Origin of the sequence: Bacillus cereus group sp. MYBK195-1 (genome assembly GCF_051916605.1) — a bacterium.
Lineage (GTDB): Bacteria > Bacillota > Bacilli > Bacillales > Bacillaceae_G > Bacillus_A > Bacillus_A cereus.
This window is the reverse complement of record NZ_JBQAGZ010000003.1, coordinates 270712-297066: the sequence shown is the minus strand read 5'-3', so window position 1 is coordinate 297066 and position 26355 is coordinate 270712. Positions and strand designations below refer to the sequence as shown.

Here is a 26355-nt window from a genome sequence, read left to right as displayed (position 1 = left end):
AATGAAATGTACGTTGTTACAGTGCCCCTTAAAATTTACAATCAGCATATATTATTTAAACTTATAAATTTTTAAGGGGTGCTAAATATGACAAGTTTACAAGATCAGCTTTTCACAAGATTAAATCTTAAAAAATGTAATGATGTAACGTTTGAAGAATTACCTACCATACTCTTTTCGTTTGCACACACTATACCATTTGAGAATTTAGATGTTATAGCACGAAATACGAATCAAATCTCTCTGGAAAACTTACGAGAGAAAATTTTAACTAGTTCCCGTGGTGGACTTTGCTACGAATTAAATACTCTTTTTTACTATTTCTTAAAAGACTGTGGCTATGATGTACAACTGGCATTAGGTACGGTGTATAAAAATGATATAAATGCATGGGCACTGGAGGATGGTCATATAACAATTATTTTAACTTATGATAATCTACAGTATTTAACTGATGTAGGTATAGCTTCGTTAGTACCTCTTGTTCCTGTACCTTTTACTGGCGAGTCTGTTTCTTCAAAAAATGGTTCGTACCGAGTGAGACGAAAAGATACAAGTAAAGGAAATTATGTTTTAGAAAGAATAGATACTGATGGAGAATGGAAAGTTTGTCATGCTTTTTATAAACCTAATATTAATGAGATAGTAGTAAACGATGTTCAAAGAAGAGTGATAGAAGATGAGAAGTCTATTTTTAATAAAGGACCAATTGCAGTAAAGTTGACGAACTCCGGCCATATTTCATTAACGAATACAAGTTTAACCGAAATTATTCATGGGGAAAAAACTAAGCGTGAAATTACAGAAGATCAATATAAAGAGTTTTTATATACTTTATTTGCTATTAAGTTATGAATAATAAAGATAGCCGGTTCTTATTCAGAAGCGGCTATCTTTATTATTTTTGGTGTAAATGGTTTTCTTCTAATATGTTTCGGAAACTGCGGTATAGTTAATGTTTTTAATGTTTCCTCCGCTTCGTCATATGTATGAAAAATTGGTTCTTTTCCATCATCCCCTTGTAAAACTAGCCCTTCATCTCGGATTACATATGGCATAAAACCACCCCATTTAGTAAAGAATTATATTCTTTTGCAGCAGAATAATACGATTTAAAGTTTGATTTTCTTAATACATATAATACACTAGAACAGTACGCAAAAGTATGTACAATGAATTTTGAATGTAAAGGAAGATTAATATGTCAGTTATTGATAAATTGAAACTTAATAAGTATACAAATATGGTCGTTATTAACGAACCAAGTGATTATGACATTTTTACAGGTAAAGAAACTGCATTCTCAAAAGAACACGATGCTATCTTTATATTTGTAGAAACTCTTGATGAAATGGTGAAACAAACGAATTTTATTATAAGTAATGAAGAATTACTAATTGAAAAAGGTTACGTATTCTTCGCATATCCGAAAAAAGGTAATGCTCGTTATAGTACGTTTATTCACCGTGATGAGATGTTTCCGGCATTAAATGTTGGAGAAGATGGTTATGTGGGAGAAAGTGATATTAAATTTGCACGAATGGTAAGTATGGATGAAGTCTTTACTGTTGTAGGTTTAAAACGCGAGAAGAAAAAAACAACGAAAACATCTGCTATGAGTCAATGTGTTGCCGATTATGCAGATCGAATTAAAGATGTTGAAGCATTATTAGCTAATCATCCGAATGAACTTAAGTTTTATCAAAGTTTAACGCCTGGATATCAGAAAGATTGGGCACGTAATCTTTTTTCTGTAAAACAAGAAAAAACACGTGAAAAACGTCTAGAGAAAATGATAGAGATCCTTTCACAAGGCTATAAAACAATTGAATTATTCCGTAAGAAGAAAAAATAATGATTAAGAAAGTCACAATGCTGCAACAATTAATTGTGATGAGTACATTGAAAAAAGTATTCCTTCTATTATACTAAGAAATGTTCTTATATTTATATAATTAGCAAAAGAGAAAAGGTGTTTGAAATGAAATCGTATATTGTAGTTGGATCTGGAATTTTAGGAGCGTCTACTGCTTATCATCTTGCTAAGGCAGGTGCGAATGTTACTATCGTGGATCGCCAACAATTAGGGCAAGCAACTGATGCAGGAGCAGGTATTGTATGTCCATGGCTATCGCAGCGTCGTAATAAAGCATGGTATAAAATTGTTAAAGGCGGTGCATGTTACTATTCTTCGTTAATTCAGCAATTAGAAGAAGACGGTGAAACTGACACAGGATATAATCGTGTAGGTGCAATTAGTTTACATACTGACGAGAAAAAGTTAGATCAAATGGAAGAGCGAGCTTATAAACGACGTGAAGATGCCCCAGAGATTGGTGAAATCACTCGCTTATCAGCTGAAGAAACAAAAAAATTATTCCCAGCATTATCAGACGAATATAGTTCTGTTCATATTAGTGGTGCTGCACGAGTAAATGGAAGATTATTACGCAATGCATTAATAAGTGCTGCGAAAAAACATGGTGCAACTTTTATAAAAGGCGATGCTATATTAGTCCGTGAAGGAAATCATATTACGGGAGTTACAGTAAACGATGAAACAATTTTAGCGGAAAAGGTTATTGTAACTGCAGGCGCATGGGCGAATGAAATCTTGAATCCATTAGGAATTAATTTCTTAGTTACATTCCAAAAAGGACAAATTGTTCATCTGCAAATCGAGAATACAGCAACAGAAAATATGCCAGTTGTTATGCCACCGAACGATCAATATATTTTAACGTTTGACAATGGGCATGTCGTAATTGGTGCAACACATGAGAATGATACTGGTTTCGATCATCGTGTAACAGCAGGTGGTTTACATGAAGTATTCCATAAGGCATTAGCAGTTGCACCTGGCTTAGAAAATGCTACAATGCTTGAAACGAGAGTTGGATTCAGACCATTTACACCAGGATTCTTACCTGTTATCGGACCACTACCTAACTTTGAAGGAATTCTCGTTGCGAATGGATTAGGGGCTTCAGGTTTAACAGCTGGTCCATACTTAGGAGCGGAACTTGCTAAATTAGCGCTGGGACAACCAATTGAGTTAGATTTAAATGATTATGATGTTGCTGGCGCAATTGAATAATATAGGGTACTGCTAACATTTAGGAAAAACCATGCTAAACACATTCGACAGGGAATAAGCAGTTTTTCCTCTGTTAAGAGTAAACCTGTTTATGAAAAATAAAATTCTTTAAAAATAGAAGGCCGACATTATAAACCTGCATTAATAATGTAGAATTGTGATGTCGGCTCTTTATTTATATTTATTTAAAACTTATTTTCGAGAGGAGCTTAAGCAATGAGAGCGCCATATCAAGTATTGACATTTCCTTATATAAAAACTGCTAATTTCATTCAATATGCTATTTTCAACCGAAGTGATTATAGTTATTGGCAAGGAATAGCTAGTGGCGGAGAGGACGGTGAGATTCCTATTGAATCAGCAAAACGGGAAGCGTTTGAAGAGGCTGGTATTACAAGAGAATGTCCATATATACAATTAGATTCTGTGTCTTCACTACCAGTAGAGGATGTAGTTGGAGGATTCCTTTGGGGAGAAGAGGTTTATGTAATAAAAGAATTTTCTTTTGGAGTTAAAGTCCCTACAAAAAACATATCATTATCTAAAGAACACTTTAATTATAAATAGTTATGCTTTGAGGAAGCAGTAACGCTTTTGAAATGGGATAGCAACAAAACAGCATTGTGGGAATTAAACAAAAGATTATTAAAACAATAAAAGTGTTAGCTAACAAAAATAGTAGTGAAAGAAGAATTGAACCATTAACAAACCCTTGCTACATTTCTAAACAATGTTTTAGGTTATAAAATAGAGTAATATAGATTTGGCATGTTATGCTAAAATTCGCTTAGTGTATATTTTCGTTAAAATGTGGGTGGGCCCCCTTTTAGCAAAACCGGAGTGGGAATGATGAGTATAAATAGTTTTGTGGGATTGATAAATGACGAATTATTAAAAGAGGTAAGTATAAGAAGTGATGATGAATTCGAGCCTGTAGTAGTTAAAGATATTCCTAGACTTTGGAAGTGTTTAGGAACAGGTAATTATGCCGCAGTATTCATGCACAGAGAATACAAAGATTGGGTAGTGAAAGTTTACGTGCGAGAAGGAGAAGGAATTGAAAAAGAGTCAGAAGTATACCGAAGAATTGGAGATCATCCTTCTTATTCAAAGCTTATATATAAAGGGAAAAATTTCATAGTATTGAAACGTTTAAAAGAAATTACCTTATACGATGCCCTTCATAAGGGGATTAAAATTCCTAAGCAGGTGATCCTTGATATAAATAAAGCTTTAGAGTATGCGAGGGAACAAGGATTAACTCCTTGTGATGTTCACGGGAAAAATGTGATGATGGAAAAAGGAAGGGGATATGTAGTCGATGTATCTGATTTCTTAAAAACAAAAGAAGATAGTAAGTGGAGGGATCTAGAAAAGGCATATTTCACCTTTTATTTTCCTTTCATTTATAAATTGCCTTTCTCTGTTAAAATACCGTATTTTATGTTAAACATTGTTAGACGTTCGTATAGAAAATATAAGAAGCTTAAAAAGAACTTCAAATTATAAAAGGACCACATATGTTCCTGAAAACGAGTTAAATTCACATAAATAACTTTAGAAAAATTTTAAATTTTGTTTAGGGGCTACTTCAAGACCTTAGCTTGCTGGGCATGTGGTGCTACCTCAAAATATAAAAAGATTAGGAGTGAACCCTAATCTTTTTATTTATACATATTTTTGTTAGTTATATCACTATCAATTCCAAAACGGGATATTTTGAATAAATGAAACCGTCAAAATAAGTGTTGATGCGGAACCAGCAGTTACTAAAGTTACTATTTTTCGTCCATTCTGTTCTTTTGAAGGTTTTATAAGTTCTGTAATTAACACAATCCATATTATGATAGAAACTATTGAAATAATATTTATAGACATATGTAACACATCCCTTCTTGTTTTCACATAAATATTTCTTCTTTTATAAAATAAAAGCAATTTAACAAGAAAATATGTAACGCATTAAAAATCAATATTTTCCTGTTAAACCACCTTTTTTAAATAGAAATACGACTGATAAAACGATAACAACAGCCTTCAAACTGCCCCAATATGGATAAATAGCATGATCTGTTAGACTAGCATGCTGAAAAATATTCTCTAAACCGAAAATTCCTATCATGACTGCTAAAAGGAATGAAGCTGATCCATACATCCCTTTACGATAGAGGGTAAATAAATAGACTGCGAAAATTAGTGGTAAGATGATTTGTAGCACGATTATCATAGTTCGTCCCCCAGATTATTTATAATTATATTATATACAAAATTGTAATAAAAAGGAATAAAACTTATTTGATACTAACAGAACTACTCTAATCATATTCTTCTATAAAAAAGAAGAAAAAGGGGTGTACAGTTAATTGACAAAAGTTAAAGTTAGTTTACGACCCATTGTTCATAACGTAAATTTACCAACTGTATTGAAAACAACGATACTTCCAGGTGAATCGACCGAAAGACTATTTATCGCAACTCAATTAGGAGAGATTTTTTACATAGGGGACGGAGTTATAAAGACATTTTTAGATATTCGTCACCTAATTATTAAATTAGGTACATTTGAAGAAGGTGTTTCTAGTAGTGGTTATGATGAACGCGGATTGCTAGGACTTGCGTTCCATCCACAATTTTATCAAAATGGGTTATTTTATCTTCATTATTCAGTAGCCGGAACTCAAGGACCAGGTGCACTTTCTGAACAATTTAAACCGAATCCTTGTGACCCTAAAACGTTAAATTTAAAGTGGGTTAATAGAAATACGCAATATGATCACATTGATACAGTGGAAGAATGGACTTTACAATCTAATGGTCAAGCTCAAAAGCGACGAACATTACTGAATGTAAGAAGACCATTTTTTAATCATAACGGAGTCAATAGTTTAAACTTTTCACCTGAGACTGGAAAACTTGTTTTTACAAATGGAGATGGCGGATCAGGTTATGATCCATTTAATTTAAGCCAAGATGATTTAGAAATAGCAGGAAAAATAATTGAAATCGATGTAAGTAAAAATACATTTATAAATAACCCTCCTGTAGTTACACGCTTTAATGAACTTCCTTTATCTATACAAGAAACACTTACAGTAATTGCAAAAGGAGTACGTAATATAACCGGCATTTCATTTCAAAGGTTTTATAATCAATATATCAAATACGCCGGAAATGTCGGACAAGATATTGTAGAGTCTATTTTTTCATTTGTTCAATATAAACCTATACTGGTAACAGAACTTGTTCAAATGCATTTTATGAGGTTAACTCCCAATCAAGATGGGTTTATCAATTTTGGGTGGCGAGGATGGGAAGGGGATTTACCTACTTCTTTTATACGACATTGTTCTGAGAATCAGACTTCGGATGAGAGAACAATGGTTTATTATGATGAAACAATACAAACTTCAGTGAAGCGTATTCTGCCTCTACTTAGTTATTTTCATAAAGATTCTAGAACAGATAAGTTTGGAGGAACTTCACTTACAGGAGTTCAGCCATATATGGGAAATGCAATTCCAAATTTAACAGGTAGCGTTGTTTTTACTGACCTTGCCAAGAAAGGAGAATCTCAGTCTCCAGTTAAGGGTGTTTTAGCCTATACTAGAGCAGGTACAGACGGTAAACATGCTGACTTTTATGCTATTGAAACCAATTATGATTTTGGTACGCAACCAGCTTATTATATGAGTTTAGGAACAAATTCGGATCAAACTAAATTATATTTAGGAGTTTACAGTTCTATGAAAGTAACTGATTTTAACAAAGGTACCATTTTTGAAATTATTCCTTGATACGATATAAATTCTCAGTTTAAAAACATAAAGAGTTTATTCTGCTTCCAAAACGCACAACTTGACTTGTCTCCCTAAAAATCTTCAATCTATAAGTATCTATTTTATATAGTGATTTATAACTAGTAGAAAGCAACTCATAAACCATAAGTGTATGAATAATATAGAAAGTAATGAATGTGGTATCTTTAGGGGGTATTTTAATGAATTGGTTTGTACGTTATTGGTATCAACTGATGATAGAACATGATACGAGCTTTGTTCATAAAAGAAAATTGTCCCTTGCGAATAAGTTAGTACTTACAGCTTTGATGAGTGCATTGGCCACCATGTTTCAAGCAGCTGGGAACTTAGTTCCTGGTATAGGTTTGCTCATTAGTCCATTTTCGACATTACCGATTTTTTTTTGCTGTTTTCTATTCTATTCGTGAGGGAATACTTTCTTATATTCTTACTATTTTTCTATTATTTATTATTGAGCCCAGTGAACTAATTGTCTTTCCTTTTACTACAGGCTTATTAGGTCTAGCCTTAGGAGTATCCTTTTTAAAATTAAAGAGGAGAATATGGATTGTTTCTTTTTCAGCAACTTGTCTACTTATAGGTATTATGATCGTTCTCGATGTTTTCCACTTTCCGGTACTTGGTCCTGCTGTTCATACAACTATGGATATAAAAATTATTTTATCAATATTTATAATGAGCTTTCTATACTGTTGGATTTATGCAGGTTTTTGCAGAATAATGATGAATAGATTATATAAAGTGTTGTATTGACAATGGCATAATGAGGATTGGAGATTGAATTCATGACTAACGTTGCAGTTAGACGACCGAATTTGAATGATGTAGATGAACTATATTTATTTTTCCGTATAGTTATTACAAATACATACAAAAATGAAGGATTGTCACAATTATTGGATGACATAGAAAATGAAATTAACTCAAAAAAGCAGTATTTGAAAAGTGATTTTGATAGTAACGGAGAAAGTCGTTACTTTTTATTAGCAATTGATACAAGTAACAATAAAATCATTGGAACAATCGAAATCGGTCCAGCAAGTACATTGATTAATAGTTGTACAGGTGGTGTACTTAAAAATTTGTATGAAATAGGAACTGTATTCATACTTCCGGAGTATCAAAGAAAGGGAATAGGGAGTTTATTACTACATACAATGTTTCTTACATTACTTAGCAGAGGGATAACAGAATATTGTTTAGATAGTGGATATAAAAATGCGCAAAGTATATGGACGAAAAAGTTTGGAAAACCTAACTATGTATTGAAAGATTACTGGGGAGAATCCAGTGATCATATGATTTGGAAGAAAAGTTTACATGATACACCTATAATATTTGAATTATAAAATGAAATATGCCTCTGAACATAGCTTTTCTTACTTATGTATGCTATTATTTATCTTTATAATAAAAGAGGACGTGAATGAACTTGATTAAAATTAATATTCCTGAAGCTGATGTTTCAATTACTGAACGTAAACAAGTTATTAAAGGAGACGAGCCAATCATTACTCCAATTAATGGATTTATCGATTTCCACTTGTTCCCTAGAGATAAAGGCGGCATTTTTATGTTTTACAATATTAATGACGAACTTCTTTTCGTAGGTAAAGCTCGTAAAATTAGACAACGTATTAAGAAGCATTTTGAAGATAATGTTTCACCAATTAAAAATCACCGTGATGAAGTATACCGCATTGATGCATGTATCGTAGAAGATCCAACAGAAAGAGAAATTTACGAAACATATATCATTAATGAATACAAAGCGAAATATAACGTTGATAAAGTATTCTACAAATAATCAACATTAATAAAAAACAATCCTAGCTAATATGCAAGGATTGTTTTTTATTTAGATTTATTCTTCATATCTTTCTCCTTTTTTCAAATGATTAGCAGCAACAAAACAGATTACACCTATAAATATAAGTACAATACCAACCGTTTTATGTTTTCCCTCAAAGAAAGGAATATCTGAAATAACATTTGTCATACATAGTCCTAAAAATACAAGGATAGGGCCCACCCAAAGTAATACATTACCGAATTTTGTGTGCTTCCACATAATAACCCTCCTTACCCCTCTTTACATATATATCCATAAATAAAAAGTAAATTCATAGAGAAATATAGTTTTTTTCATATCGAAAATTTAACCCTCATATATTGGTACAAGCAAAAGAGAAAGGAGACCATCATGAATTGGTTAGAAGCTTTCATACTAGGTATAATTCAAGGTTTAACAGAATTTTTACCAATCAGTAGTACCGGACATCTTTATTTAGGAAGGCATTTGTTCCGATTAGATGAGGCTGGCTTATTTTTAGATACGATGCTGCATATTGGGACTTTACTTGCGGTTTTTATTTATTACAAAAAAGAATTTATATATTTAATTAAAAACCCATTTTCAAAGCTCATGTTATTACTTATCGTTGGGACAATACCCGCAGTTGTAATTGGTTTATTGTTTAAAGACTTCTTTGAAGATATTTCAAAAACAGGAATCACGATCGGTTGGGAGTTTTTAGTGACCGGATTCTTTCTCTACATGGCAGATAAACAAAAGAATGGTCGTAAAAAAATGGATGACATAACATATAAAGACGCATTAATTATCGGTTCATTTCAAGCTGCTGCTATTTTTCCAGCCATTTCCCGTTCTGGAATGACAATTGTCGCTGCATTATGGAGAAAATTAGACCGTGAAACTGCTGCTTACTTTTCTTTTTTACTATCGACACCAGCCATCGTTGGAGCTATCATTTTGCAATTTGTAGACGTTTTTCAAGGGAAAGCAGAATCTATTTCTAGCACATCTTTAATTGTCGGAACGTTATCAGCAGCGTTTTTTGGATACATAGCCGTTTCATGGATGATTCAATATTTAAAACGTCACTCCTTAAAAGTATTCGCGTATTACGTATGGGGATTAGGTATTTTAATTTTAATGTTGCAATTTACTGATGTATTTTAAGTATAATGATAAAGAAGTTAATTAGTTTAAGATCCTGTTTCATTCATACAAGGCAGGATCTCTTTTTATTAAGGGGGAAAATATGTTTAATAAGGCTATCGTTATTGGTGGAAGTATGGCAGGAAAGTTTGCAGCAAAAGCATTATCAACTTCTTTTAAAGAAGTAATCATTATAGAAGCTGGTGAAAGATGGGATGGAAAGTCTTCGAGAAAAAGAGTTCCACAAAGTAATCATCCTCACGTGTTATTAAAAGGTGGAGAAAACGCAATTGAAGAATTGTTTCCTAATATTACGAACGAATTAATAGAAGCGGGTAGTATTATAAACAACTTTACGCGTGATTTGAAATGGCATCAATTCGGTCTATGGAAACAATCGTTCATAGGGGAAGTACATATGATTCAACAAAGTCGTCCTTTGCTAGAATGGCATATTCAAAAACGAATACATCAAATTTCAAATATTACTATTAAATATGAAACATTGGTTAAAGGGTTATTGGTAGATGCAAAGCTTAACAAAGTGTGTGGAGTAAAAGTTAAATATTTAGAGACAAACACACAAGAAGAAGTTCATGCGGATCTTGTAGTTGATGCGAGTGGATTTGGCTCAAAAAGTATAGAGTGGCTACGAGAATACGAAATTAAAGTACAAGAAGAGAAAGTTCGTATTGATTTATTTTACGCAACGAAAATATTCAAACTTAAAGAAAATGAGGAGTTAGACTGTTGTAATATGCTAATGTCTCCTAGTTTCCCTGATAACCCTTATGGCGTTCTTATTCAAACGATAGAAGATAATCGTTATTTTGTTACTTTTAGTGGATACGCAAATGAGAAAGCACCACAAACAGATGATGAGTTTTATGATTTTGCTGAAAATCTATCAATTTCTAATGTTACAGACTTCTTAAATAAGGCTGAGGGAATTACTGGTATAAAGACATACAAAATTCCTTATCAAGTACGCCGGCGATTTGATTTAGTGAATAATGTACCAGAAGGATTATTAGTTATTGGAGATGCGCAATGTCGTTTTGATCCCGTTTTCGGCCAAGGCGTATCAGTTGCTGCTATGGAGGCTCACCAATTGCAATTACTTTTGCAAGATAGAAAACAACTTGATAAAACATTTACACAACAATTTTATAAAAAGGCAGCTACTATAATAGAAACGCCTTGGGATATGACAACAACAGAAATATCACGTCACCCGCAACTAAAGAGAGAATTAACTACAAAACAAAAATTTCAACTATGGTATACGAAGCAAATATATCGACTATCCGCAAGTAATTCTGATGTTTATATTCGGTTAGTACGAGTGATGAATTTAATTCGTAGTCCATTTCATCTCTTTCATCCGAAAGTGCTACTATCTGTATTACTTAATCGAAAGAAATAGCAGGAATATAATTGATTAAAAAAGAATGTATAACAGTTAGTAAATCAAGAAGGAGAATACGGAATGGAAATATACATAGAGCAACTAAAGAAACAAGATGCTAAGGATTTATTTACGTTTGAACTTACAAATAAATCTTTTTTTGAAACAATGGTACCAAATCGTGGCTCGAAATATTTTGAACTTGAATATTTCCAAAAACTACTAGACGATTTATTAATAGAACAGGCAGATGGAGATTCTTATTTTTATTTAATTCGTAATGAAGAAAAAGAAATTGTAGGGCGAATCAATTTAGTAGATATAGATACGGAAACTCGAATTAGTTCGCTCGGGTATCGTGTCGGAGAAAAATTTACTAAAAAAGGAGTTGCAACAGCAGCCGTAAAATTAATTTTAGATGTAGCGAAAAATAATGAAATTACTGAAGTTCATGCTAAAACAACGACTAATAATCTCGCATCACAAATTGTACTAGAAAAAAGCGGATTTTCTTCTTATCAAAACGAATCAGATATAACATCTGTAGAATTAAATGGAGAACATGTGAAGTTTGTACACTATATTTGGAGAAATACTTCGCACTTATAATAAGGAGGACTTATTCATGAATGATTTACGTTATCCAATTGGCCAATTTACATACAAACGTCCTATAACTGAAGAAATGATTGATACATGGATTCAAGAAATTGAAGATTTACCTAATGAACTAACAAAGGCAATTAAAGATTTAGATCAGAAGCAGTTAGATACACCATATCGCGTTGGAGGTTGGACTGTACGTCAAGTAGTTCATCACGTCGTTGATAGCCATATGAATAGCTACATACGCTTTAAATTAGCACTGACAGAAAAGAATCCAACTATTAAGCCGTATAAAGAAGAGAAGTGGGCAGAGTTACCTGATTCAAAATTACCGGTAGATGTTTCACTAGTAATGCTAGATTCATTACATAAAAGATGGGTTAATCTTTTATATTCTCTAGAAATTGAAGATTTAGAAAAGACATTTAACCATCCTGAAACTGGTGAAACAAAACTTGCTGTTGCAATAGGACTATATGCATGGCATGGTCGTCACCATACCGCTCATATTACTTCTTTAAGAAAGCGTCTAAATTGGTAACATGGAGATTACATTAGAGAAGGCGACAGAAAGTGATGCAGAAGTTATATTTCAAATGCAAATAGACTCATTTAGCCCTTTATTACATAAATATAAAGACTATGAAACAAATCCAGCAAATGAAACTATTGAAAAAACTATTTTTAGAATAAATAATCCCAGCAGTAATTTTTATAAGGTGATAATAGATTCGAAACTTGTTGGAGCGATATGTATATCCGCAAAAGAACTACCTTATAAATTTTGGATTAGTCCAATGTTTATTCATCCAATCTATCAAGGGAAAGGAATTGCTCAGAAGGTACTTATTTTAATTGAAGAAATGTTTCCAGAAGCACGAAGTTTTGAACTTGCTACGATTTTAGAAGAAGAAAGAAATTGTTTTCTATACGAGAAAATGGGGTATAAAAGAACAGAAGTAATAAAGAAATTAAATGATAAAACTACACTTGTTTATTACAAAAAAGAAAGGTAAAGCATTTAAAATACGCTTTACCTTTTTATGTTATTTTAGATTAAATATACAAAAATAATGTATGTTCTTCCAAAATACTCGGGTTAGTAATTTTGAAAATGAATAAAGATACAAAAACCACTACTTTGTCGTAAAGGTTACTAGCGCTTTTTGAATGCTTAAAATACTATCGTCACCTTTAAATTCTTTCGTAATTGGTTCCTCCATACTAGACACCCAAATTTTAAGTTCTGCATCTAAATCAAAATGCCCAGCCGTTTCGATGCTATATTGTGTAATACTTTTATAAGGAATAGAATGGTATTCTGTTTTTTTGCCAGTTACTCCTTGTTTATCTACTAATATAAGACGACGATTTGTAAATACGATTAGATCACGAATTAATTTATAAGCATGCTCTACTTTTTCATCGTCTAGCATAATCTTCTCTAAATCACGTTCTACACTTTCAGAACTCGTATTTGATGCATTTCCTAAAATACCGCTAAATAAACCCATATTAAATTCCTCCTTTAATATATGTGGAATGAATTACTTATATTGTAACATGTTACTCACAAAGATATTATCACATTACTTTAGTAGTTTCTGGTTATTGTTGTAATTAGTTTATATAACCTCATCTTAAAATCTTATGCTAATATGAAATTAAGAAAAAAGAAGCAGAGGGATATAGAATGAAGAATATCGGTTTAGTATTAGAGGGCGGAGGAATGAAAGGTTTATATACTGCAGGTGTACTCGAATATTTCATGGAAAAGAACTTATTCTTTCCATATGTAGTCGGCGTATCAGCTGGAGCCTGTATGGGAGCAACCTATTTGTCGCGTCAACAAGGGAGAAATAAGAAGGTAAATACAGAGCTAGTATCAGATTACAGGTATATATCTTATCGAAATTTAATTCGAAAACGTGAATTATTTGGAATGGACTTTTTATTTGATGAAGTACCTAATAAAATTGTTCCATTTGATTTTCAAACTTTCTTAAACTGTAATGAACAATTTGTTATAGGGACGACTGATTGCGAATCAGGACAAGCTGTTTATTATAATAAAACAGAACATGGAAATGATATTTTAAAAATCATCCGTGCATCCAGCTCTGTGCCGTTTATAGCACCTGCTGTAGAATATGATAATCGAAAATTACTAGATGGAGGAATTATAGATCCTATACCAGTTTTAAAAGCTCAAACTGATGGTTATGAAAAGAACGTTGTAATTATGACAAAGCCAGAAGGATATGAGAAGCAGCGGAATAAATTTTCAGGCCTAGCTAAAATTTTATATAGAAAATATCCGAAAATCGCAGAGAATTTAGTAGGCCATTATCGTTTTTATAATGAGACGATATCTTATATGAATCAAGAAGAACAAAAAGATAATTTTTATGTAATTCAACCAAGTGTACAGCTTCCTATAAGCGGAATAGAAAGAAATAAGGAAAAGCTCGTTAATTTATATAATCTTGGGTATATCGATGCTCAATATCATTATGAAAACTTATTAAATTGGATAGAGAAATAAAGGAGGAGAAAGTTGAAGTTAGGAAAACAAATTATTTTTAAGGAATTGCAGAAAATGCATATTCCACTTCATAAACCGTTTCCTTATCGTGCTACAGCAAAATTGCAGCGAGACTTAAAAAGTAAATTTACCGAAGATGACTGTATAAACGCTAATTTTAATCATTATTGGATGCATATAGCAGCTACTTTAAATTCTGTACTAAATGGAAACGAACAGAACATTACGTTTCAACAAATAAAGTGGTTAAGAAAATCGTTTTTTGAGTGGTTTCCGCAATATCGTTTTCTAGAAACAGAGATTATGAATTATCCCATTTTATATAGAGATTTCATGAATTATGAAAAGACCCGTAAGCTATTACTTTATTATCTTACTGAATAAAAATTAAAACGTACAAGTGATGCTGCTTGTACGTTTTTTGTTCATAAAATATACAATATTAACACCTTGTCCATGTAGGTATTTTAACGAGAAAAAAGAAGTACATATAGAATATGTAAGAGGGAGGAGATAGAAGCTTGTTAGCTGTTTTCCTTTCAATTCATGTCCAACTCAAATATTTCAAGTAAAATTCGCTTCTAAATGGTATTATCAAATATCAAGAAAACTAATTTAGAAACGAAGAAGGGACAGGTTTAATATGGAAAACGTATCAAATGTAGATAAAGTAGAATCTATACAGTCTTTACAGTCAACAATCCGTAAACTTGAAAATGCACTATCTCAGATGACTCAAAAAGGTGCAAATACTACATTAGTGAAAAAAAGACTCAAAGCAGCTAGTATCGGCTTAGCTATGTTAGAAAGTATTTGGAATCAAGAAACCCATCATTACACCCAAGAGGATTTAGCAGACGCTCGAAATGTTCTAATTGGTTTGTTGCCATCAATTGAAAAGATTTATGTTAAGTCAAAGCTTGGGAGTCCTCAAAGAACACTGTTAGAAAGAAGAATAAAATCATTGGAACTTTCTATTCAAGCAATTGATCATCTTTCTAATCAATAACTTCTCTAAACACATAACTTACGACTACTTTTATATAGGGATTCTAATGAAAAAATTACATATAGAATACTACAAAGGAGAAAGAGAGGTGATGGAGAAGGTACCAATAAAGCGTCTGTGTTAAAAATAGGTATGGACGTGCAGTATAGCAGTCGTTTTCCTTCAAATGATTATCCATCCGGAAAGATTGAAACATATTCTTTTTATAGTTCGATTTTAAATAACACACGCAAAATTCATATTTATACGCCTCATGATTATTCTCACACTTCACATCTTCAAGAACTTCTCATTGTATTTGATGGGAACTCATTCATTAATGACCTTTCAATCACAAAAACACTTAATTATTTAATTTACGAAAAAGAAATCCCATCTTGTATTGCTGTTGCTATAGATCCTGTCGATCGATTAGAAGAGCTAACTTATAACGATAAAATGAATTCATTTTTAACAAAGGAATTACTTCCATGGATTCAAACTAAATATCGTGTGTATCAAAAAGCAAAACATACAACAATTGCTGGTTTCAGCCTTGGTGGCTTAGCAGCTTTTTATGCAGCACTTCAAAATCCACATATTTTCGGAAATGTGTTGTCAATGTCTGGATCCGTTCATTGGAAAAAAGATGCTTATGAAAATAAAATTCCTTGGATTGAAAATCAAATTTAATCAATAGATTCTAATGCGACTCATCTCTATTCTTACATAGCAGTAGGAGAACTTGAAAACAAACCTCTTTTAACGGCTAATAGATGTCTGTATAAAGCTTTAAAAGAAAAGGAATATCCAAATTACTTATGAAGAGTTTTAAGGCGGTCATGATAGCGTGTGGTGGCGAGAAAAGCTATGAATCAAGAAGAACTAGATAAAAAACTAAAAAAGCAAGAGATTTTAGTAAAAGATGAAAAAGTTTGGTCCTATACGTATGAGGATCATATTAGTTCTATCGTTAAAGAGGCAGAAAAGAAAGGGTCATTTAATAATTTACCTGGTAAAGGTAAACCTCTTAATCTCGATAAAGATCTTTCTTACAATCCTGAAAAGCAACTTTATAGAACTTTAGCAAATAATCATGTTTTGCCTAGGTGGATTGAGCTTTCAAAAGAAATTGACGATTTAAAAGAAAGACTAAAAGAAAATACAAATACTACAGAAGCAGCGGAATTAATTCGAACTATTAATAAAAAGGTTTTAAAGCATAATTTACTTTGTCCGCCAAGCGCGCAAAAAATGAGGGTGAAAATGGATTTTTAACGATTTTCAATTAAGCTATCGCTTACTATATAATTAAGTTAGGCATTTTCAATTCATTACTAAAGGGAGGCAAATGTAGTGAAGAATACGTATCAACTTCAAATTCCGAAAGAACTAGAACAGTATCGTAGTATTTTAGAAGAAAGTGTGAAACCGTATATTAAAGTGTCTGGAACGCAAGCAGAGACAACGCTTTTTGAAAGTAAATTTGGTGGATATCCGTATTTACCTATAGATCAAGAGCATCCTAAAGACTCAAATGGACAACCTATGATGCTGCTTGCGCAGTTAAACTTTGAAGAAATTCCGCATGTTGAATATATGCCTCAAAAGGGAATGTTACAGTTTTTCGTAAGTGCTGATGATGAGCTTTATGGAGCAGATTTTGATCATCCAACAATCCAAAAAGACTTTCGAATTATTTATCATTCTACAATTATAGAAGATTTAAATAAGGTAATTACTGATTTTAGTTATTTAAACACTTTAGAATTAGAAGACTTTATCATACCTGAAGCAGCAAAACTAAAGTTTGAGTTGGCATATCAGCCAGTAACACCAAGAGATTATCGATTTGAAATGATTTTTAGTGATAAAATTGATTGGGAAGAAATTGTTGATGAAGAAAATAATACAGAATTAGGCGAACTGTATGATGATTTATGTAAAGATCAAGGACATAAAATTGGTGGTTATCCATTTTTTACACAGACAGATCCGAGAGAATGGGAAGAAAAATACCAACAACATGATATATTATTACTGCAAATCGATACAGATGATTCATTAAATATTATGTGGGGAGATTCTGGCGTTGCTAATTTCTTTATACGTAAGGAAGATTTGTTAAATCTAGATTTTTCCAATGTCATTTACAATTGGGATTGTTACTAGAGGATATAAATAAAATAATAGCAAACAAAAAATCTTCCTGAAGGTGAGGAGGATTTTTTTATGTTAAAAATAAGCGTTATGTTAACTAGAATAAAAAACAATGAGTGTAATGAAAGTCAAGCATAAATAGCAACAAATAATCTAAAGTTATAAAACGTGTGTAAATAGCAACAAATTCATAAAGTAAAACATAAAATGAATATAATAATTTATATTTTGTATAGCAATAATTTTTCTGTATAAAAAATTTCTTGTCGATCAAAAATGTTTTTGATTCGATAATTCTTAATGGATTATTGATTTGAATTTGCTGTGAAGGATTTATAGCAAAATAAATGATAAAAACTGTAGAAATTCGTTTAGATAAAATTTTGTGTAAATCTCACTAAAAATCTCTGTTTCATCTCATTAAGTATAGTTTACTTGGTTTTTGATACCTGATATCGCTTTGTTTCTATAACTACCTATAATATATATTATGTTAACTAACTTTAAATAACAAACTTATTATAAATAAGTTTGTTTTGTGATTAGCCTCCCCTCGTTCTTTTTAATCATTCTGTATGATGGATTGTTTAGTTGTTTGTTTTATAAGTTGTTGATGAAAATGTCTCCAGATATAAATTATATTTAAGACAATAAAAAATGCAATTCGTTTTAACTGAACGCATTAAACGAATTGCATTGATATGATTACGAATAAGTTCTTAAAATTAGTTTGCTACAGCAATTGCTTCAATTTCAATTAATAAGTTATCGTTAATTAACTTTCTAACTTCGACAGCTGAACTTGCTGGTGGATTCTTTGTGTCAACGTATTGATCTCGTATATCTCTAACAGTGGCCATTTGAGAAATATCTGTTAAGAAAAATGTTAATTTTACTACATCATTAAATTTTAATTCCGAAGTTTCTAATGCACTTTTGAGGTTTTCGAATACTTGTCGCATTTGTGTAGCTAAATCGCCAACGCCAACTATTTGACCATCAGCATTAATCGCTACTTGTCCAGATATGTAAATTGTTCGTTTAGCGTTACTAACTTCCATTACATGTGAATATCCAAAAGTTGGTGGCATCGTTTCTGGATTGATAAATTTCTTTCGCAAGGTGTCTCTCTCCTTTTTTATCAAGAAAATTGTAAAATCTATGTATTCACTATATTCAATCAATAAAATTAAGAATCCTTTATGATTTAAAAATAAAAAACCTTAGAATAACTATCTTCATACCTATTCTAAGGTTTTTTAGGATTTTATATTTAGTTATCGCTAGTGGACATTGTTAAATTAATCTTTTCATAATCTCTTTTAAATTGATTATCATTTTTTAGCCAACGTTTGAAAGCCGATTCGCTTATTTCTAAATTTGAACAAGTTGTAGCATTACATTTATTTTTCATATATTCTTCAAGGAAATTTTGTTTTCTTTGTTTAACGGCAGTTTGAGTTTGTTTTAATTTTCGATCTTGTAATTGATCTAAACTCAGACTTTCTTTCTGAAACACTTCATATTTTCTATGCAAATAAATATCTTTGTCTTTATAAATCCAATTTGAAAATAGTTGTATTGATTTTCTTCCAGATAAAATAACGCGATAATGTTTGTTTTGATTTAGTAAATCGGCTCGTAAATTGCGATTTTGAAGAATTTGATGTAAAGAATTCATAAAGTTATATGATCCACCTACGAAATTAACTGTATAAGTTTCATACTTGACGTAACCATCCCCATCAAAATACCCACGAACAAAATGATGCAAATATTCTTCTGGTACAAAAGGAAATTCGATGTTAAATGATTTACATGGCCTGATTCCATGTATGTTCATAAGATCGTCTTTTATTGTTTTGCTATTAATATTTAGCATATATACGCCTGTTTTTTTGTTTTGATAAAGTGGCTGGTTTGTTTTTAGTTCTTTTTTTATATCTTCTAAAATATAACTTTCTTTTTGTGATATACTGACACATTGGTTTTCTTTTTGTATAACGCCGTCAGCTGCTATAAATCCTAAAATATAAGCCATGTTATTTGACCACGTTTTAAAATAATTTTCTGTTATGTCATACTTTCTCTTCCAACTCCCTATAGCGCGCCTTGGGACGTTGCTGTCTGATAAAACCATACGAATATACCTTGCAGACACATTAGCAAGTGTAGCAATCTCTGAGGTGCTTTTCCCCTCTGCATATAGCTGCGTTATCTCAGATTTTGATAGTTTACATTTTGATTTCTTTTTTCGCTCTATTTGCACTTACATCCTCTCCTTCCTTTCTTTTATTAGAGACATATTTTCTTCTATAACATACAATGAAACATATGTTCTTTGTTGCGTATAAGAAGGAATTTACTAAATAAAAACAATTTACATGTACTTAATATTTGTCTTAGCTGCTGCTATGCGATTTGTACTTTATAGATACAAATAATGAATTTGACGGATTTATGAAATACAAGGCATTTTAGATGAAAGGTAAAATAATATAGTTTAAACTACAAATAGCTACAATAACAACATACGTAAATTGTTAATCGTAAAAAGGAGAACGAATGAATAAGAAATATACAAATCAAATTCATACTGATATGAGTTTTAAACCGAAAGATATTATAAGTTTAATGACGGATTACTTTAAAATGAAATCAAAGCTGCGTCCTATAAAGGATTTGCCTGTTGTTTTATCAAATAAAGATAATGAAGCGTTAGAGAGTGTTACATGGTTTGGCCATTCTGCTTCTCTTTTGAAAATAGAAGGTAAAAAACTGTTATTAGACCCGATGTTTGGAGATGCCTCTTCCCCATTTCCTTTGTTTAATAGTAAACGCTATAGTGGTGCTTTTTCTTTAGAACGTGATGACCTTCAAGAAATTGATGCGATTATCATTTCTCATAATCACTATGATCATTTGAATTACAAAAGTATTATGCAGTTAAAAAATCGCGCAAAACACTTTTATGTTCCAACTGGAGTTGCACAATATCTTATTAAATGGGGTGTTTCACCTAGTAAAATTAGTGAGCATAATTGGTGGGACGAAATTACGTTTGATAATATTAAGTTAGTATGTGCGCCTGCAAGGCATTTCTCTGGACGTGGTATGACAGATAGAGATCGTTCATTATGGTGTTCATGGCTTATTCTTGGTCAAGAGACTAAAATTTTCTTTAGTGGTGATAGCGGTTATGCCCCTCACTTTAAGGAAATTGGTGATAAATACGGTCCATTCGATCTTACATTAATGGAATGCGGGCAATATGATCCGAGGTGGTCTGCGATTCATATGTTGCCTGAAGAAACGGTACAAGCTCATATTGATGTTAAAGGAGAATTACTTCTTCCGATTCATTGGGGTGCTTTTACGTTAGCATTACACGAATGGAGTGACCCGATAGAACGTGTTACGAAAGAAGCTAACCGTTTAGGAGTTAAAATTACAACGCCACAAATTGGCGAATCTATTACGTTAAAATCTACAGACTATCCTTTATCCGCTTGGTGGAAGGAAATTTAATTTTAAAATATAAAAAGAGCGAATCCTCTTATAAAGAATTCGCTCTTTTTTCTGTATTTAAACTTATTTCACTATATTGGATCTCCCACTATCTAATACTCTATTTGCTGGTACACTGGACATTTCAACCACTGTATTCATACTCTTATCAGTCAGTTCAATGAGTTCGTTTTCATGTTTTATTTTATTTAAATCCCACACCATCCCATGAAATTCATTATGTTGACCACTTGCCTGTATAATGCTTTTTGTTTTATTTGAAGGCTGTATTTGAAGGTTTGTAAATTGATTCCCACTAATTTCATTTGGCGCAGTTACTTGACTATCCATATAAATCATATTTACACAGTCTTCTAAAGAAAAGTTCATAAAACGATTGGCATTTATCCAAGCTTGTCCGGTGCTCGGTTTTTTCGCTACTAATTTCAGTCCAGTTTCCATTCCTACAACTTTAATATTTTCGAAGTTAACAAACGAAATTTCATTTTCTTTTCCAGCAGAGTATAAAGAAATTCCGGTACCTTTATTCGTTTCCGTCCAATTGATAATATTTATATCTTTTATTTGTGTTTTGTTCCAAGTGTTATAATATTTATTTTTACCGTCTAAATAAATAACTTCAGAGTTAAATTTAGGATCGTCAATAGCTATATACGCTCCTTCAATGGATGCGTTTTTCTCTAGTTCTAAAACTCTAAAGTTTCCCTCAACTACAAATTGGGATCCATAACCAAATAATAATTTCACACCTTTTTTAACAATGATTGGTGACGTGATTTTATACTTTTTATCATCAAGCAATACAGTTTTAATTTTACTAGACTCTGCTTTATTAATAGCAGATTGTATTTTTATTGAATCATTTTCCCCTTTAAAGTTTTCTACATACAAGTTAGTACTTTTAGCTGCATAGTCTTTTTTGTTGTATTGATAAAAAGCAAAAATAATTAAAACTATACCCATGAGTAAAACAATTATTTTCTTCATCGTACTCACCCCATATCGATTAATCTATGGCTTTTATATTCAGGTTATTATTATTTTGCTTTGTATTTCAGATTACCATTGCTGCTTTGTCTATTAATCCCTTCCTCTATCCTTAATAAGCTCTTACTGGCGATATAAGATGTACTGCTGCAGATTGCTCTCCTGCTTCAATCAATATCGGTCGCATAGAACCTCCAAAACTTAAAGTAATCGTTTCTTCTTTTATTGCTCTTAAAGCATCAACCATAAAACGCCCATCGAAAGATATATTTAATTGTTTTTCACCTTGAATCGCATCTATTTGTTGCGTTTCAGATATTTTCCCAATTTGAGAAGCGTTTGAAGAAATTTTAATTGTGGATTCGTTTATGATTTCTAAGTTAACATTGTTATTAGCCCATTCACTTGCTAATAAACTTGATCGGTCTACACCTTGTAATATCTTTTTTCTATCTACGTTAATAATCGTTTTAAAATCATTTGGAATAAGGTTAGAAATATTAGGATATTTCCCTTCAATTAGTCTTGAATATAATGTAGTTGTTCCGAGCGTAAATATAATATGACTCTCTGAAAGGTAGATATATACGAATTCCGAATTGCTGTTCATTAATTTTAGAAGTTCACTAATGGTTGCGCTTGGTACAATACAATTTGCTTTTACATCTGAGGAAAGTAATGTTTCGCGTATCGCTAGTCTATGTGAGTCAGTTGCAGCACAAATTAACTTATTATTAGATAACTCTATATGCACCCCAGTAAGAACAGGTCTAGACTCATTTTTTGCTACCGCAAAGACTGTTTGTTTAAATACTTCAATCAATTGCTCTGTCTCTACCTTGATTTCTGCATGATTGTCTATAAGCGGTACATTCGGAAACTCATCTGCAGGAAATCCATTTAAACTTAATGTGATTTCTTCTGATTGTATCTTAATAATTTGCTCATTCTTACTTTTTATTGCTATATCACTTGGCATTTTCTTTATTATTTCAATGAAATACTTTGCAGGTACAACAATAGTTCCTGCCTTTAAAATAGTTGCAATCTTTTCGTCTTCAATTAAAACAGGAATGAATTTTTCAATAAAAATATTCGAGTTACTTGCAATTAAAGTAATTCCAGATTGATCTGCAGTTATTTTTATACCAGATAATATAGGAATTAAAGATTTTGTTGATATTGCTTTGTTGACTTCTGAAAGTGCTTGAGTGAATTGTTTGTGATTAACGATAAACTCCATGTTTTCCCCGCCTTACATGAGATAATATTTTTATGAAGATTGATGAACGATTGTTCCGTTAAAAAAATAAGGTACTGTTTCTTTCTTTTGTAATAAATATAGTAAATGTTCTGGTATGCGTAAATATTGTGCCGCTATATGTAATTCCATCCAAGTAATCTCTTCGATTTCTTTTGGCCTTGATATATATGTCTCCCCGCCGATTATTTCGCCTAGAAAATTAAAGAAAATTGCATGATGATCTCTTTCCTCGAAAAAGGCTTCACTGATAGAAAAAATCCCGTTTACGTTTATATGTAACCCTGTTTCTTCTTTTACTTCTCGAATTACTGCTTCTTCTAATGTTTCTCCTAGTTTAACTGCGCCACCTGGTAATGTATAATAAGAACCATTTTCCCCTTTGTTTTTTACCATTAAGATCTTTTCATTAGTTTTATCGTACAAAATCGCGTATGTAACATTAACTTTTTTCATATGTACCTCCTCTATTTTTAATAAAAGGAATTTTCTGTCTTCTATTCATTCTACCATTAACTCCTTTTAATATATATAAGTTAGTTAAGTCTTGCCTTTACTGCTATTGGTGGAGTTAATAAGAATAGGCTACTGATATAAAAAAGAACGTACCTCAGGAAGATTATCCAAAGTACGTTCTTGCAGTTTTAGTATAAAAATTGATTCAATTAATACTGAAATTAATAATAACCTCGCCCTTATTGCATTTGTATTCCAAATACTAACGTTAACAAATTCTATATACTTTTTAACCGTTTTTCTAAATAATAATGAAATAGTCCAATTGTATCACTGCGAAAAAGAATGCACATTCCTAAACCAATTAGAACAATTGGAACAATAATATGACAATTGTTCTCAAGTGCTTTAGCTAGAATAGGAGCTCTTATCAATTTGTAGCTAATAAAACACCCTATCGCTATCATGGAAAAAAAGATAACTAATGTAACGATATTTGCTTCAAGAGTTTGACTAGCAAACATTGGTATATAAATTGAGATATTGTCAGCTCCATTGGCTAATGTAATCGCAGCTACTTTAAATAATGAATCGGAAGTGTTATCAATAACTTCATTACTTTTGTTAGAACGAAGCGAGAATAGTCCTTTAACCCCCATATAAATTGGTACGAATCCTAATAACCCAATCCACGAAACAGGAATAAAAAAAGAGCTTAAAGACCCAACGATACTTAGAAAAATTATCATACTAAACCCTACATATTGTCCAATAACAATATAAAGCTTTTTTCTCATAGCTTTTTCGCGGACAGCTCTTCCTTCTTTCCTAATTACTTCTGTTCTTACTTGTGAAAATAAAACAAGCAGTATAAAAATGTCATCAATATTTGTTGTAGCGAATGCCACAACAGAAGAAATTATGGTTGTAATCAATATAAGCCAACTACTTTCATTGTAAACTTATAAGAAAATAATGATCTATGAATGAAGTGAACGTTCCATCACAAAGTTGGTTAACTGTAATTTTCTAAATGTTTTTTAACAACATGTTAGTTCCTTTATAAAACAATATGAATATTCTACGTATCTGCTACTTAGTTCATCAAGAAATAAACAACTTTATTGCTTCTCAAATCATTTCATTTTAAATTAAATAACTCTATTCTCTCTACATAAAAAAGAGCCCTATATTAGGACTCTTTTTAGTATCAAGCTACTTTCCGATGTAAATGTTTTAGTTCCTTTTTCTTTTCTACATTTGGTGGGCGGATTAATATTGAAATAATGAAGGAAATAACACTTAAAACACCGATTATAATGAAAGTTGGTTGAAATCCCCCGAGTATCGCTCCAATAAATGATCCTGCAAGCGCACCAAATCCGAAACCTTGGTAGACAATCCCGTAATTTGTACTATGGTTTTTTAATCCAAAGAAATCTCCGACAATAGCTGGGAATATAGTTATATTACCGCCGAAGCAAAAGGCGACACTTGCTACACAAGCAAAATAGATTCCGTAATTTAGTGGAATAAAACTTAAAGTAAAGACTGACAATCCTATAATAATAAACGTTGCAGAGACAATTTTCATTCGGCCGATTTTATCTGATAACGTTCCAAGAATAATTCTACCTACTGTATTAAAAATTGCAATCATAGCAACGGCGTTTGCAGCGGTTGCTGCGCTAAGTCCAACGAGTTGTACACCGATATCTTTTACCATACTGATTAAATACAAACCACCCATACACGAGGTGAATAACATAAAAAATAGCAGATATACTTGTTTCGTTCGCATCATTTCACGCGGAGTATAGTCATTGTGCAATGTTTCAGTTACAGCATTACTTACAATTGCCTCATGTAAGAAGCACGATCCGATTAACACTAAAAGTAACACGATAATACCCCAATATAAGAATGCTTGTGATACACCAAGGTTATCGATAAGATTTCCGTTTATATACCTAAAGATTAAGCTGCCCATTCCATACGCTGATACAGATATACCTGAAATAAGCCCTTTCCGATTTGGAAACCATTTAATTAAATTAGATAGTGATGTAATATAAGCTGTTCCATCCGCATAACCAACAACAACACCAGCTAATAAATATAATAGTGGTAAGGAAGAAACTTGTGAACTAAGTATTAAGCCGAGTCCTAAAACAATTCCTGCAGTAGCAATAAGTTTCCGAAGTCCTAATTTTTTCTGCAATTTTGCTGCAAATAAAGTTGAGAATGATAAAGAAAAACTTGTTATAGAGAAAGTTATCGCTACTGAATTAAGATTCCATCCAAACTTACTTACAAGGGGTTGATTAAATAAACTCCATGTATAAATTGTTCCAAGGCCAATTTGAACAATGATTGTACCTAGAACAATTAGTAATGGATTTATAGAAGTTTGTTTCATACTAACTGTCCCCTTCTTTTATCTTGACATGGATTTTCACAGTTAGTATATCCATCGTAAATTGCAAGATACTGTACGGAAAATGGTAATTAAGTTCATATACACAAAAAGACACTTCAT

The 26355-nt window shown here is 31.8% G+C and carries 29 protein-coding genes and 4 pseudogenes; 21 read left to right on the top strand and 12 right to left on the bottom strand.

The features are described 5' to 3' along the window. Positions 1 to 87: 87 nt before the first annotated feature. Positions 88 to 855: an arylamine N-acetyltransferase family protein gene (locus tag ACTFRY_RS17305; RefSeq protein WP_086392481.1), complete on the top strand. Its 768-nt coding sequence runs from the start codon at positions 88 to 90 to the stop codon at positions 853 to 855. Positions 856 to 875: 20 nt separating this feature from the next. Here ACTFRY_RS17305 and ACTFRY_RS17300 read toward each other — a convergent pair whose 3' ends face one another. Beyond that, a complete protein-coding gene (locus ACTFRY_RS17300; RefSeq protein WP_086392480.1) occupies positions 876 to 1058 on the bottom strand; it encodes a hypothetical protein in 183 nt (60 codons plus the stop codon). A 143-nt stretch (positions 1059 to 1201) separates the two neighbouring features. On the opposite strand from ACTFRY_RS17300, the gene ACTFRY_RS17295 reads away from it, so the two are divergent. From ACTFRY_RS17295 to ACTFRY_RS17280, 4 genes and pseudogenes are all read left to right on the top strand, one after another. Then, positions 1202 to 1855: a YdeI/OmpD-associated family protein gene (locus ACTFRY_RS17295; RefSeq protein ID WP_000110844.1), complete on the top strand. Its 654-nt coding sequence runs from the start codon at positions 1202 to 1204 to the stop codon at positions 1853 to 1855. Between the two features lie 126 nt (positions 1856 to 1981). Further along, complete coding sequence (locus tag ACTFRY_RS17290) at positions 1982 to 3097, top strand: NAD(P)/FAD-dependent oxidoreductase (RefSeq protein WP_098616629.1); 1116 nt, start codon at positions 1982 to 1984, stop codon at positions 3095 to 3097. Positions 3098 to 3313: 216 nt separating this feature from the next. Further along, a pseudogene (locus ACTFRY_RS17285) lies at positions 3314 to 3754 on the top strand (NUDIX hydrolase). A gap of 192 nt (positions 3755 to 3946) precedes the next feature. Continuing rightward, on the top strand, positions 3947 to 4606 hold the full coding sequence (locus ACTFRY_RS17280; RefSeq protein ID WP_000026531.1) for a serine/threonine protein kinase: 660 nt from the start codon (positions 3947 to 3949) through the stop codon (positions 4604 to 4606). Positions 4607 to 4795: 189 nt separating this feature from the next. Here ACTFRY_RS17280 and ACTFRY_RS17275 read toward each other — a convergent pair whose 3' ends face one another. Next, entirely contained in the window at positions 4796 to 4975 is a 180-nt protein-coding gene (locus ACTFRY_RS17275) for a hypothetical protein (RefSeq protein WP_000026325.1), read from the bottom strand. Positions 4976 to 5066: 91 nt separating this feature from the next. Then, a complete protein-coding gene (locus ACTFRY_RS17270; RefSeq protein WP_000587701.1) occupies positions 5067 to 5324 on the bottom strand; it encodes a hypothetical protein in 258 nt (85 codons plus the stop codon). A 136-nt stretch (positions 5325 to 5460) separates the two neighbouring features. On the opposite strand from ACTFRY_RS17270, the gene ACTFRY_RS17265 reads away from it, so the two are divergent. From ACTFRY_RS17265 to ACTFRY_RS17250, 4 genes and pseudogenes are all read left to right on the top strand, one after another. Next, positions 5461 to 6891 (top strand): PQQ-dependent sugar dehydrogenase, encoded by a 1431-nt coding sequence (locus ACTFRY_RS17265; protein WP_098616628.1) that lies wholly within the window; start codon positions 5461 to 5463, stop codon positions 6889 to 6891. Between the two features lie 203 nt (positions 6892 to 7094). After that, positions 7095 to 7668: pseudogene (locus tag ACTFRY_RS17260) on the top strand (hypothetical protein). Between the two features lie 32 nt (positions 7669 to 7700). After that, on the top strand, positions 7701 to 8264 hold the full coding sequence (locus ACTFRY_RS17255; protein ID WP_000185963.1) for a GNAT family N-acetyltransferase: 564 nt from the start codon (positions 7701 to 7703) through the stop codon (positions 8262 to 8264). A gap of 77 nt (positions 8265 to 8341) precedes the next feature. Next, positions 8342 to 8722 carry a nucleotide excision repair endonuclease gene (locus tag ACTFRY_RS17250; protein WP_001048941.1) on the top strand — a complete coding sequence of 127 codons (381 nt, stop codon included), beginning with the start codon at positions 8342 to 8344 and terminating at the stop codon, positions 8720 to 8722. Positions 8723 to 8779: 57 nt separating this feature from the next. Here the strand turns inward: ACTFRY_RS17250 and ACTFRY_RS17245 are convergent, their stop codons facing one another. Then, a complete protein-coding gene (locus tag ACTFRY_RS17245) occupies positions 8780 to 8986 on the bottom strand; it encodes a hypothetical protein (RefSeq protein WP_000265477.1) in 207 nt (68 codons plus the stop codon). A gap of 132 nt (positions 8987 to 9118) precedes the next feature. Between ACTFRY_RS17245 and ACTFRY_RS17240 the strand changes: the two genes are divergently transcribed. The 5 genes and pseudogenes from ACTFRY_RS17240 to ACTFRY_RS17220 form a co-directional block, all read left to right on the top strand. Next, complete coding sequence (locus ACTFRY_RS17240) at positions 9119 to 9898, top strand: undecaprenyl-diphosphate phosphatase (protein WP_001104298.1); 780 nt, start codon at positions 9119 to 9121, stop codon at positions 9896 to 9898. 82 nt (positions 9899 to 9980) lie between these two features. Continuing rightward, positions 9981 to 11303, top strand: a complete 1323-nt coding sequence (locus ACTFRY_RS17235; RefSeq protein WP_098616627.1) for an FAD-dependent oxidoreductase — start codon at positions 9981 to 9983, stop codon at positions 11301 to 11303. A gap of 63 nt (positions 11304 to 11366) precedes the next feature. Next, complete coding sequence (locus tag ACTFRY_RS17230; protein ID WP_098616626.1) at positions 11367 to 11894, top strand: GNAT family N-acetyltransferase; 528 nt, start codon at positions 11367 to 11369, stop codon at positions 11892 to 11894. Between the two features lie 16 nt (positions 11895 to 11910). Beyond that, positions 11911 to 12432, top strand: coding sequence for a YfiT family bacillithiol transferase (locus tag ACTFRY_RS17225; RefSeq protein WP_000999070.1), 522 nt, complete (start codon positions 11911 to 11913; stop codon positions 12430 to 12432). Position 12433: 1 nt separating this feature from the next. Beyond that, a pseudogene (locus ACTFRY_RS17220) lies at positions 12434 to 12907 on the top strand (GNAT family N-acetyltransferase); the annotation flags it as partial. A gap of 120 nt (positions 12908 to 13027) precedes the next feature. On the opposite strand, the gene ACTFRY_RS17215 reads toward ACTFRY_RS17220, so the two are convergent. After that, on the bottom strand, positions 13028 to 13405 hold the full coding sequence (locus ACTFRY_RS17215; RefSeq protein ID WP_000522476.1) for a PH domain-containing protein: 378 nt from the start codon (positions 13403 to 13405) through the stop codon (positions 13028 to 13030). A gap of 179 nt (positions 13406 to 13584) precedes the next feature. Between ACTFRY_RS17215 and ACTFRY_RS17210 the strand changes: the two genes are divergently transcribed. The 6 genes and pseudogenes from ACTFRY_RS17210 (at position 13585) to ACTFRY_RS17185 (ending at position 17596) form a co-directional block, all read left to right on the top strand. Further along, positions 13585 to 14436, top strand: a complete 852-nt coding sequence (locus tag ACTFRY_RS17210; RefSeq protein WP_000789293.1) for a patatin-like phospholipase family protein — start codon at positions 13585 to 13587, stop codon at positions 14434 to 14436. A gap of 12 nt (positions 14437 to 14448) precedes the next feature. Next, on the top strand, positions 14449 to 14820 hold the full coding sequence (locus ACTFRY_RS17205; protein WP_098616625.1) for a YxiJ-like family protein: 372 nt from the start codon (positions 14449 to 14451) through the stop codon (positions 14818 to 14820). 259 nt (positions 14821 to 15079) lie between these two features. Continuing rightward, positions 15080 to 15445: a hypothetical protein gene (locus ACTFRY_RS17200; RefSeq protein ID WP_000432685.1), complete on the top strand. Its 366-nt coding sequence runs from the start codon at positions 15080 to 15082 to the stop codon at positions 15443 to 15445. Positions 15446 to 15535: 90 nt separating this feature from the next. Next, positions 15536 to 16249 (top strand): annotated as a pseudogene (locus tag ACTFRY_RS17195) (alpha/beta hydrolase); the annotation flags it as partial. Between the two features lie 45 nt (positions 16250 to 16294). After that, positions 16295 to 16702, top strand: coding sequence for a DUF1992 domain-containing protein (locus ACTFRY_RS17190; protein ID WP_431603266.1), 408 nt, complete (start codon positions 16295 to 16297; stop codon positions 16700 to 16702). Positions 16703 to 16780: 78 nt separating this feature from the next. Beyond that, positions 16781 to 17596 carry a YwqG family protein gene (locus tag ACTFRY_RS17185; RefSeq protein ID WP_098616624.1) on the top strand — a complete coding sequence of 272 codons (816 nt, stop codon included), beginning with the start codon at positions 16781 to 16783 and terminating at the stop codon, positions 17594 to 17596. A 713-nt stretch (positions 17597 to 18309) separates the two neighbouring features. On the opposite strand, the gene ACTFRY_RS17180 is transcribed toward ACTFRY_RS17185, so the two are convergent. Beyond that, the gene (locus ACTFRY_RS17180) at positions 18310 to 18705 is read right to left on the bottom strand and encodes a RidA family protein (protein ID WP_098616623.1); all 396 of its coding nucleotides are present in this window, start codon (positions 18703 to 18705) and stop codon (positions 18310 to 18312) included. Positions 18706 to 18857: 152 nt separating this feature from the next. Then, a complete protein-coding gene (locus ACTFRY_RS17175) occupies positions 18858 to 19853 on the bottom strand; it encodes an LAGLIDADG family homing endonuclease (protein ID WP_098616622.1) in 996 nt (331 codons plus the stop codon). A 296-nt stretch (positions 19854 to 20149) separates the two neighbouring features. Between ACTFRY_RS17175 and ACTFRY_RS17170 the strand changes: the two genes are divergently transcribed. Next, entirely contained in the window at positions 20150 to 21112 is a 963-nt protein-coding gene (locus ACTFRY_RS17170) for an MBL fold metallo-hydrolase (RefSeq protein ID WP_001037078.1), read from the top strand. Between the two features lie 63 nt (positions 21113 to 21175). Here ACTFRY_RS17170 and ACTFRY_RS17165 read toward each other — a convergent pair whose 3' ends face one another. From ACTFRY_RS17165 to ACTFRY_RS17145, 5 genes are all read right to left on the bottom strand, one after another. Continuing rightward, the gene (locus tag ACTFRY_RS17165; protein ID WP_098616621.1) at positions 21176 to 22099 is read right to left on the bottom strand and encodes a hypothetical protein; all 924 of its coding nucleotides are present in this window, start codon (positions 22097 to 22099) and stop codon (positions 21176 to 21178) included. Between the two features lie 112 nt (positions 22100 to 22211). Next, a complete protein-coding gene (gene dnaN / locus ACTFRY_RS17160) occupies positions 22212 to 23342 on the bottom strand; it encodes a DNA polymerase III subunit beta (protein WP_098616620.1) in 1131 nt (376 codons plus the stop codon). Between the two features lie 30 nt (positions 23343 to 23372). Beyond that, complete coding sequence (locus ACTFRY_RS17155) at positions 23373 to 23816, bottom strand: NUDIX hydrolase (RefSeq protein ID WP_098616619.1); 444 nt, start codon at positions 23814 to 23816, stop codon at positions 23373 to 23375. Positions 23817 to 24094: 278 nt separating this feature from the next. Further along, the gene (locus ACTFRY_RS17150) at positions 24095 to 24751 is read right to left on the bottom strand and encodes a cadmium resistance transporter (RefSeq protein WP_098616618.1); all 657 of its coding nucleotides are present in this window, start codon (positions 24749 to 24751) and stop codon (positions 24095 to 24097) included. Between the two features lie 275 nt (positions 24752 to 25026). Further along, entirely contained in the window at positions 25027 to 26235 is a 1209-nt protein-coding gene (locus ACTFRY_RS17145; protein WP_098616617.1) for an L-lactate MFS transporter, read from the bottom strand. Positions 26236 to 26355 lie beyond the last annotated feature (120 nt).